At 46.3% G+C, this 9,185-nt stretch carries 9 protein-coding genes; 3 read left to right on the forward strand and 6 right to left on the reverse strand.

The window, feature by feature from the left end; translation table 11 throughout:
* The 3 genes from ACQY6Q_RS08680 to efpL all read right to left on the reverse strand — a co-directional run.
* The coding region (locus ACQY6Q_RS08680; protein WP_427980243.1) for an HD domain-containing phosphohydrolase at window positions 1-1,121 on the reverse strand (1,121 nt) is incomplete at its 3' end.
* Window positions 1,122-1,305: 184 nt separating this feature from the next.
* Entirely contained in the window at window positions 1,306-1,968 is a 663-nt protein-coding gene (locus tag ACQY6Q_RS08685; protein WP_427980246.1) for a hypothetical protein, read from the reverse strand.
* 239 nt (window positions 1,969-2,207) lie between these two features.
* On the reverse strand, window positions 2,208-2,780 hold the full coding sequence (gene efpL, locus ACQY6Q_RS08690; RefSeq protein WP_427980248.1) for an elongation factor P-like protein EfpL: 573 nt from the start codon (window positions 2,778-2,780) through the stop codon (window positions 2,208-2,210).
* 262 nt (window positions 2,781-3,042) lie between these two features.
* On the opposite strand from efpL, the gene ACQY6Q_RS08695 reads away from it, so the two are divergent.
* From ACQY6Q_RS08695 to ACQY6Q_RS08705, 3 genes are all read left to right on the forward strand, one after another.
* Window positions 3,043-3,552, forward strand: a complete 510-nt coding sequence (locus ACQY6Q_RS08695; protein WP_427980250.1) for a hypothetical protein — start codon at window positions 3,043-3,045, stop codon at window positions 3,550-3,552.
* A gap of 62 nt (window positions 3,553-3,614) precedes the next feature.
* On the forward strand, window positions 3,615-4,121 hold the full coding sequence (locus ACQY6Q_RS08700) for a hypothetical protein (RefSeq protein ID WP_427980252.1): 507 nt from the start codon (window positions 3,615-3,617) through the stop codon (window positions 4,119-4,121).
* Window positions 4,122-4,498: 377 nt separating this feature from the next.
* Window positions 4,499-5,716 carry a dicarboxylate/amino acid:cation symporter gene (locus tag ACQY6Q_RS08705; RefSeq protein WP_427980254.1) on the forward strand — a complete coding sequence of 406 codons (1,218 nt, stop codon included), beginning with the start codon at window positions 4,499-4,501 and terminating at the stop codon, window positions 5,714-5,716.
* Here ACQY6Q_RS08705 and ACQY6Q_RS08710 read toward each other — a convergent pair.
* From ACQY6Q_RS08710 to ACQY6Q_RS08720, 3 genes are read right to left on the reverse strand one after another with little or no spacing between them, the layout of a single operon-like run.
* Complete coding sequence (locus ACQY6Q_RS08710) at window positions 5,713-7,074, reverse strand: sigma 54-interacting transcriptional regulator (protein ID WP_427980256.1); 1,362 nt, start codon at window positions 7,072-7,074, stop codon at window positions 5,713-5,715. The two genes, ACQY6Q_RS08705 and ACQY6Q_RS08710, sit on opposite strands and share 4 nt — an antisense overlap.
* Window positions 7,061-7,573, reverse strand: a complete 513-nt coding sequence (locus ACQY6Q_RS08715; protein ID WP_427980259.1) for a hypothetical protein — start codon at window positions 7,571-7,573, stop codon at window positions 7,061-7,063. The genes ACQY6Q_RS08710 and ACQY6Q_RS08715 overlap by 14 nt, the downstream gene beginning before the upstream one ends.
* Window positions 7,563-8,999: an ATP-binding protein gene (locus tag ACQY6Q_RS08720; protein ID WP_427980261.1), complete on the reverse strand. Its 1,437-nt coding sequence runs from the start codon at window positions 8,997-8,999 to the stop codon at window positions 7,563-7,565. Before ACQY6Q_RS08720 ends, ACQY6Q_RS08715 begins: the two co-directional genes overlap by 11 nt.
* Between the last annotated feature and the right edge of the window lie 186 nt (window positions 9,000-9,185).

The raw sequence follows: 9,185 nt of genomic DNA on the forward strand, positions 1-9,185 counted from the left end.
GCCTCTTTCTTCATGCCCTCTCGATAGGGGCGCTGTTGCACCAAAGCCTGAAAAATATCGGCCACAGCGATAATCCGCGCCTCAAGGCAAAGCTCGCTTTTATCTGGGTGGAAAGGATACCCCGCCCCATTGATACCTTCATGGTGATAAGCAGCCCAACGCGCCACCTCGCCTAAACCATCAATATGGCGCAATATTTCGTAAGTCTCGTAACTATGCTGGTTCATGATGGCGCGTTCCACATCATTCAGTGGCCCAGCCTTTTCTAGAATGTTGTCGGGGGTATGCAGCTTGCCTAAATCATGCAGTAAACCGGCAACTTCCACCTTTTCACATTGCTCGGAAGACAGGCCATAACACTGCGCAATAAATTTCGCTAACTCAGCCACGCGTAACGAATGCTGAGCAGTGAATGGACTCTTTTGGTCAACGATATAAGCCATAATCATCGACAGTTGCTTCACCTGAGGCCAACTCAGCGGATGGTTGCTCGCGACTCTGCCCATGTCCCAGGCATAACGACTGATATGACGATTCTCCAGAGCAATCCAAAACGCTTCGGAACGCTCGACCAATTGAAAAGCCTGTACTAACTCGGGATCAAAATAGCTGCCTGAATAGCTAACAATAGAGCGAACCACTTCATGCTTGGCTATCAATATATCGGTTTCGTAGTGTCCTGCGGCAAGCACATCAATCCTATCGGCCAAGTAAATTAAATTGGCCATGCGCGCATCATAAGGGCTGATATTAACGTTCAGTAAATCACTCCAAGCGGTGTGATGGTATAGAATAGGAGTGGCAAATTTAGCGAGAGGTTCAAAGGGTTTAAGCAGTTGGTAACCAATATTGCAGTGAATGTGCGCTTCTTCCCAGTCAAAATGATTCACTAAACTGGAGTGCATCTGCTCGGTGGATACGCCACAGTCATGTAGCAACCCTAAATCGAAGGCGTATTGTAAATCAACATCACTGAAACCAAGGTGGTGACCAATTTGGCTGGCGATATAGCCAACCCGTTTACCATGATTGGTATCATTCATACCCACTAAGGATACCGCTGTTTCAATGGCGATAACCATTTGCCGTAAATCAACATTTAGTGCCGCAGACTGTCCCATAAGGCCCTCCTAGCATGACTTACTATCGCCACAACTTGATCCTTCAGCGACAAATTTTAGTAATAACTCACTAAATTGTAGAAGTAAGCTGCTGAATATGACAAATCTAACAGTAACAAAACGCAAAGAAGCCAACAAAAAAGCAGCTCTTAAGCTGCTTTAGATTAGTTTAGCGAGACTTCAACTAAGAAAATTTTCGACGCCACAATAAGCCACTACAAGCGAGTAATAAGATCATAAAGCTCGCTGGTTCACTGACTTGAGCAGCTTGAACATTGGATTCAAGTACAAAGGCATAATCACCATAGTCAGAGATATAGTCTGCGCTAGTACTATAAACGCCAATCGGCGCACTTGAGACAGAACGCTGCCAAATAAAACTAGTTTGCGAGGCGCTGCTAGCCATATAGAAGCTCAACCAATAATCGCCGGCGGCCAAATCGATGTTTAAATCGCTGGCAGCAAAGGCCCAAATATCACTGCTTCCATTGTTATTGTGAGTAAAGCCTGTATTGCTACGAGTGAAATCAAATACCGTGTCTAGCACCGTCGCGCCACGAGCTGGGCCATTGGCCTGCTCGATGCGCATGCGTAGGGCTTCGCCAGTGGGAATGGTACCGCTCGACCAATAACCACCCCAAAAGGTGATATCGGTAATAGTGGTATCACTGTTTAGTGAAAAATCATCGAATAAATCGGCACTACCATTGCTATTATCGATATAGGTGCCAATGACGATGTTGCTGGGATCAAAACTTTTATCGACAATGATGCCCGCTTTAGCTCCCCAAGGGGAAAGCACTAAAACTAACATTAATGCTTTGAAAAAATTAAATTTATAACTCACTTACTTGTCCTTGTTTAGATTCGTTCGGCGAGCACCCAGCAAAAATCAATCCAAAATAAATTTATTCTTTTAAATCAATACATTAACCGAATGACAGCATGAAGTATAAAGGCCTGTTGTAAAAAATACTGACAAAACACTAAATAATAGTTGCTCGCAACAGACCAGCACCTCAGCTGTCGATGCCATTAAAAAAGCAGCCCATGGGCTGCTTGATAAGGTGGTAAGCTTGAGTGCAACTACTTCTCAGCGCGACTCATAAACTTCTTATCGGCAGTGCTAACTTTAATTTTTTCACCACTGGCAATGTACTCAGGTACCTGTACTGTCAGGCCGGTACTTAAAATCGCCGGTTTAGTGCGTGCGCTGGCAGAGGCTCCCTTGATTGATGGATCGGTTTCAACAATCAACAACTCGACGCTGGCGGGCAGTTCAACGGCCACTGGTGCGCCGTCAACGGTAACCACTTGAATACCTGAAGCCTCTTCGGTAATGAAGGGGATCTCTTCAGCAATAGTCTCTTTGTTTAGGTTGTAAGGGGTGTAGTCCTCGGCATCCATAAACACATATTCGTCACCATCAACATAAGAGAACATGACTTGATGACGGCTCACGTTAGCCAAGGTAATCATTTCATCGGCTTTAAAGCTCTCATCAGCTTTGGCACCTGTCGCTACATCATATAAGCGCATTCTGTATAAACTAGCGCCCGCTCGCCCGCTGGGGGTAAGCTTGGCAATATCTTTGACAAAATACACCTTACCGTTATGTTCAATAGCGGCATTCTTCTTAATTTCACTCGCCTTTGGCATGGTTCACTATCCTTCAATAAGATCTGCCATGAAAATATCATGTAAAAAAAAATAGGCAACTACTGAGCCATTAGCTAAGCGTGAAACAGCACGACTTTGTGTAATAAACTTCGCAAAAATCAAAATAAACACAGTTAGTTAAGCTGGCGTTAGAAGTTTCACTTGCGTCATCCTGTTGGTTTCGGTAAAAAACTTGCTCAATTATTTAGGGACAATTTCAGCTAACAGGAAACTTAGCCAGTTTACTAACTTAGGAGTATTGATGTTTTCCCTGCGTATTGCTGCTGTTACGCTATTATCGCTGTTATTGTGGGCCTGCTCGATTGACGATCAACAGCCGCCTAGCCAAATCGCTATTACTTTCTACCCCCCAGCCGACAGTTTCCCTAAGTTCACCGCAAAAAGCACTACCATCAATCAAAAGCGCTTTTTTCGTGCCAAACAACAGTCTTCCACTCAGCGCGTCGAAATTAATCAACGCGCCGATGGTCAGCCACCAAGAGTAAATGGCCATGCCGTGGGTCAAAACAGCACCTTTTTAGTCGAATTTACCGATAGTCTTAACCTGGAGCTGTATTCAGAAAGTGGGGAATTTCTTTATAGCACCACCTTATATTCAGAGCTCAGTCAAAAACATCTATGTTTACCTAGTGAGCCCTTAAATGAATATGAAATGGTGGTGGATTTACCGGTTAAAGCCGCCCAAAACAAACTCGAAGCACATCAATTTGTTGCAGCCTGCCGAGCCCTTAACCAACGGCGCAGCAAATAAACCTTAAATTTATAACTTTGGACTTTATCACAACGGAGGTGGCCAACAATAACGAGAAAAACATGCTAAAAAAAACTATCCCCCTCTCCTTGCTAAGCCTAGCTTTAATGGGCTGCAACGATAACAACGATTATCAAGCTGAAAACCAAGTATTTCTCAGCTTTTACCCTACTCAGGCGTCTTTCCCCGACTCGGCAGCAGCCGATGAAGTGGTGAACTTTAAGCGACTACTCATCGCCAATGGTTTCGAGCGCGTTAACATTACCATTAACCAACGCGCGGACGGAGAAGTACCGCTAGATGACAAAGGCCAACCCGCTCATCAATATGCGGTTTTTCGAGTCAGTTATGACAACAGCAATACCTTCGATCTCTATGATGAACAAGAGACCTTTTTGTATACCGCTACCATTTATGCCGAAGATGGCGACCAGCACTACTGCATAGCCATCGACGAACATCAGCCGCAATTGATTAAATCAGAGCTAGAAATGCGCTTCCCAGAAAATGTTAGCGAAACCCATGATTACATCACTCACTGCCGTGAGTTAGCCTTAACACAAAGCTAAAACTATAAGGTGCCAGCTAGCACTGGCACTGTTTTCCTTTACTAAGACCTAAACGACTCTGCTGGCAAATGATGCCGCTTTAGCAACGGGTAAGGCTCGCTATGATTACCCATCGTCAAGCACACCAGCCAGCCCACATCACCGAGAGTCAGGCACAGCAAACTAGCTACCTATTATTTTTCATTCAACTCTGAATGTTTTCCCTAAAGCCACCAAGCCAAGTTCTTCATAGTGAGACATTTTCCTAGATCGGCTTTCCTAAAAATAATAACCACCCAAATCAAATTTATTAGAACTAATCATTAACTAATAGTCCATTTACAGTACAATTCGCGACCACTAACGATTTCAACCATACGATTCAAACGGAAAACTTGATGAAACCAGCACTATATAAAAACATTGGCGTACAAGTCGTCATAGCTATGATCATTGGCGCACTGGTGGGCGCGCTCATGGGAGAGCAAGCCGCCATCTTTGCGCCATTAGGCACCATCTTTATTCACCTAATCAAAATGTTGGTGATACCCTTGATTGGAGTGTCGATCATTGCCGGAGCTGCCAACTTAGGCAATAGCCCTGAAGCGGGCAAGATAGGTATATCAACCTTCGCATTTTTTATGCTCAGCTCAGCACTGGCGGTGGCGCTAGCCTTAGTCATGGGCTGGATTTTTCAACCTGGTCACGGCTTAGATTTGAGCCACGCTAGTAACTTGTTCTCTAACGAATATGCTGACAAAGGCGACGTTCCCGGAGTAATGGAAACCATCATTGGCATGATTCCAGAGAATGTTTTTGCTTCACTGATGGACGCCAATATTCTGCAAATTATGGTGTTTTGTTTGTTCTTGGGGGTCGCCTTATCTAAACAGCCCAAGGAAAAAAGTGCACCAATTATGGATGGCTTAGACACCATCATTCAGGCGTTTATCTGGATGATTAATGTTGTCATGCTCATTGCACCGATAGGGGTATTTGGTTTAATGGCCGACTCTGTAGGGACCTTCGGCTTTACCATGCTAGCGCTGGTAACCAAGCTATTTGCTGTTTATGTCGCAGCGATTCTGATTTTTGGCTTCGTCTTCTACCCCTTAAGCATCAAGCTATTCTCCAAGATGTCGGTTAGAACATTTATCAGCAAGATGAAGAAACCGCAGGCGGTGGCGCTATCCACCGCTTCCTCAATGGCTACCTTGCCGGTCACCATGGAAGTGGTTGAAGAAGAGTTAAAGATATCCAAAGCCACTACAGCCTTCGTGCTGCCTTTGGGCGCCACCATCAACATGAGCGGTAACGCCATCTACTATGGCCTAGTAGCGATGTTTTTTGCCCAGCTATTTCAAGTAGATTTAAACCTAACCGCCTATGCGGCGATCATCTTTACCGCCACCCTTGGTGCCATTGGCCAAGCAGGCGTGCCCGGCCCCTCTTTCTTGGTAGTAGCGGTGCTATTGGCTGCGGGGATCCCCATTGAGGGACTACCACTGTTGTTCGCCTTGGACCGTATCTTCGATATGATCCGCACCTCGTTAAATATTACTGGCGATGCGGCCTGCGCCGTGATTGTGGACCGCTTCAACCAGAAGCACCTTTAACCTCGAAAGGATTCGGGGCGCAAATGATGGCGCTCCAGTAACTTGTAAAATTCAGTGCGATTACGCATTGCCAAGCGCGCAGCCTGACTCACATTACCCTGAGTCAGGCGCAGCAAGCGCGCTAAATAGCCCCGCTCAAATTCGTCTCGCGCTTGAGAAAAACTAACTAATTCGGCTTTTTCCCGTAAGGCTTGCTGCACCAATTGTGCAGGGATCAAAGGACCAGTAGACAGCGCATTAGTTTGCTCTACCACATTCATTAACTGGCGAACATTACCCGGCCAGCGCGCCGCCACTAGCGCCGACATGGCTTCCGGAGAATAGGTTTTTAAGGGCACACCTTGGCGCTCGGCAATTTGTTGGCTGAAGTGATGAACTAATAGTGGGATATCTTCACGGCGCTTCACCAAGGGTGGCAGCGCTAGCTCCACCACGTTTAGCCGATAATACAAGTCTTCACGAAATTGCTGTTGCTGCACCGCTTGATACAAGTCCTGATGACTTGCCGAAACGATCCGCACATCTACCGCAATATTCTTGGTGGAGCCCACTGGGCGCACTTCTCGCTCTTGCAAGGCGCGCAATAATTTCACCTGTACACTCAAGGGCGTATCGGCTATTTCATCTAAAAATAAGGTGCCGCCATTGGCCGCCTGAAATAAGCCTTGGTGCGCCTGAGCAGCGCCACTAAAGGCGCCTTTGGCGTGACCAAATAATTCAGACTCAAATAAACCCTCGGGCACCGCGGCACAGTTGACCGCAACAAATGGCCCTTGACGGCGCGGGCTAGCGTGGTGAATAGCCTTGGCTAATAACTCTTTCCCCGAACCGCTTTCACCTTGAATCATAATATTCACGTCGCTCGGTGCCACCTGCTGCACCTGCTTGAGCAATACTTCCATCACCGGACTGCGACTAATAATTTCGCGCCGCCAAAATGGTGGCCCCTGTTCACTACTCACCTCATGTAACGAAGGTTGTAAACGCAAGGCTTCAGCCACCTTTGCTAGCAATTCTTGACTATCAAAAGGCTTGGTTAAATAACCAAATACCCCTTGTTGGGTGGCTGCTATCGCATCAGGAATATTGCCATGTGCTGTTAATAACATCACAGGCAAACTGGGATACAGCTGTTTTATCGCGCCAAATAGCGCCAAGCCATCCATGCCATCCATGCGCACGTCACTAATCACTAACTGGGCGGGGTAGCTCTCCAACTCGGCTAAGGCTTGTTTAGCACTGGCTACCGCTTGCACCTGATAGCCAGCCGATTGCAAACGTAAGCTAATAAGACGTAATAAGCTGGGGTCATCATCTACCACCAAAATATTTCCACCAGCGTGATTAATTTCGTTCATTTAACTGTTGCTCTATTCGGGTTAGTTCATCTAACTGCATTCTTAATGCAGAAATTTGTTGCTTAAGCAGGCTCTCTTGTTGCTGCTTGTTGGCTTGTTGGGCCTCAAAACGATGTTGCCAGCGTAAACCGTCGTATAGTTGGTCATTTAGCGCCACTAACATGCCTCGCTGCGGATAAGGCCGCTCTGAAGCAAGCGCTTCGCTTAACAAGCGATGAGCGCGATGAGGGTTTTTCACTGGTGACTTTTTATAGGCATATATCAAGCCAAGTTTGATGCTGTTATTCCCCAGTTCTGGATCCAGTAATAACAACTCCAATTCATTAAAAATTTGCTCTTCACTTTGACTATCTAAGTTCAAATAGTAGGCTGCGGGATCAAACGCACCCAACTGAGCATTGCTTACAGGTACCGCCGAACGATTAGCTGGGTCCAAGGCACAGGCGCTTAACATTAGGCTCAGAGCACCAAGCAAAGCCAATCGCCATTTAGTTTTCATCTAATTGGCCTCCTTTTAATCCTTCCACAATAAATCGACTGCCGTCAGCTAAACGCTGATAACGTAAACTGGCATGCTGGCGTTCAACCAGCTCCTTAGCAATGGTCAAACCTAAGCCACTGCCTTTTAATCTAGGGTCTTTCGCCACCTGTCCCTGCACAAAAGGCTGGAAAATCCGCTGCTGTAGCTCTTCACTAATACCTTCACCCTGATCATCGATGTACAAGCTCACCGTCCCTTGTTCAACAAACGAGCCTAAGCTAATCACGCCTCCGGGAGGAGAGAACTTAATCGCATTAGACAGCAGGTTGTCGATAATCACCCGCAGTTGTTCTTGGTTGGCCATAACAGCAGGCTCATTGAACGCCAGCTGGTAACTCAAACCCTGACTCGATAAGCTTAAGCGATGATTTGCCACCACTTTTTCCACCAGCGCAGACAACTCAACCGAACGATGACTCTGCTCACCCGGCATATCCAGTAACAGGTTGAAATCCAATAGCGCTTCTATCAATTGCTGCAGGCGTAAACTACTTTCGCGTAAAATTTCAGTGATTTCTTGCTGCTGCGCATTTAACGGCCCTGCACTATTGTCATAAAGCAGCTCGTTACCCTCGCGAATGGCCGCTAAGGGCGTTTTAAGCTCATGCGAAATATGTCTAATGAATGTGGTCTTTTGTTGCTCTAAGCTAAGCAAACGCAAGCGCATGTCATCTAGGGCGTCGGCAATTGCCATCACCTCGGTGGCACCACTTACCTGTATCGCCTGTTCAAACTCTCCCGATTTTAAACGGGCGATTTGCGGCCTTAGCTGCTGCAAGGGCCGCGTTACAAAAAACACCAACAATACCGCGGCTGCCAGCGCAAAAGGCAAACTTATCATGCTTAACAATAAACGTTGTTGAGCACGCTGACTGGTGTCTTGTAAATCTGCGGCCAGCTGTTCAATTAAAGCTTGGCTGGCTAAGTCAAATTGCTCACTAAGCTCAGCAAAACCAATAAACAAGTGGTCAAGCTGGTCTCTCTGTAAAGACTCCGACTCAGCCATCTGCTGAGTGAGCAACTGCAACTGTTGTTGCAACTGCTCGAGAATTTCCAATAAGCTAGCGTCTTCGGTATGTTGCTGGTAGCTGGTCAAGGTTTGCGCCACTCGCTGCCGTTGGCTCTGATAAAGCTGTAGGCGACTATCATCGGCCAATACTCTAAATTGCCGAGTGCTGCGCTCTAAATCCAACAAAGCATCATCTAAACGCTTACTGGCGGACGCCACCTGAGCAGACATAAATGCGGTTTGCTGACCTTGGGTTGAGACCTGTTGCAAATAATATGACGCCAGCAACAAGCTGCTTAATAAGGGCAAACCAAGGGTGGCCAAGGCCCAAAAACTTAAACGCCGAATAGAGGCTAAGGCACGGAAATTGATCAAAAGATTACCCCTAATGTTATGCCATTAAGTCAAGCAAATTGGCGCATATAATGCCAGAAGTGAGCAAAAATCCCACTGTCGCCATTTCACGACAGCAACAAATAGAGCAAGCCATGTATTTAATTGATTGATTAATAAAACAAATTAATAAGCTTAGCCAAAGAGAAAAACCAAAAACGAGACTCC

The organism is Agarivorans sp., assembly GCF_050295395.1.
Classification (GTDB): domain Bacteria; phylum Pseudomonadota; class Gammaproteobacteria; order Enterobacterales; family Celerinatantimonadaceae; genus Agarivorans.

Coding starts and splice junctions, on each gene's coding strand:
- efpL (WP_427980248.1), bottom strand. CDS start 2,780: ATGCCAAAGGCGAGTGAAATTAAGAAGAATGCCGCTATTGAACATAAC.
- ACQY6Q_RS08695 (WP_427980250.1), top strand. CDS start 3,043: ATGTTTTCCCTGCGTATTGCTGCTGTTACGCTATTATCGCTGTTATTG.
- ACQY6Q_RS08700 (WP_427980252.1), top strand. CDS start 3,615: ATGCTAAAAAAAACTATCCCCCTCTCCTTGCTAAGCCTAGCTTTAATG.
- ACQY6Q_RS08705 (WP_427980254.1), top strand. CDS start 4,499: ATGAAACCAGCACTATATAAAAACATTGGCGTACAAGTCGTCATAGCT.
- ACQY6Q_RS08710 (WP_427980256.1), bottom strand. CDS start 7,074: ATGAACGAAATTAATCACGCTGGTGGAAATATTTTGGTGGTAGATGAT.
- ACQY6Q_RS08715 (WP_427980259.1), bottom strand. CDS start 7,573: ATGAAAACTAAATGGCGATTGGCTTTGCTTGGTGCTCTGAGCCTAATG.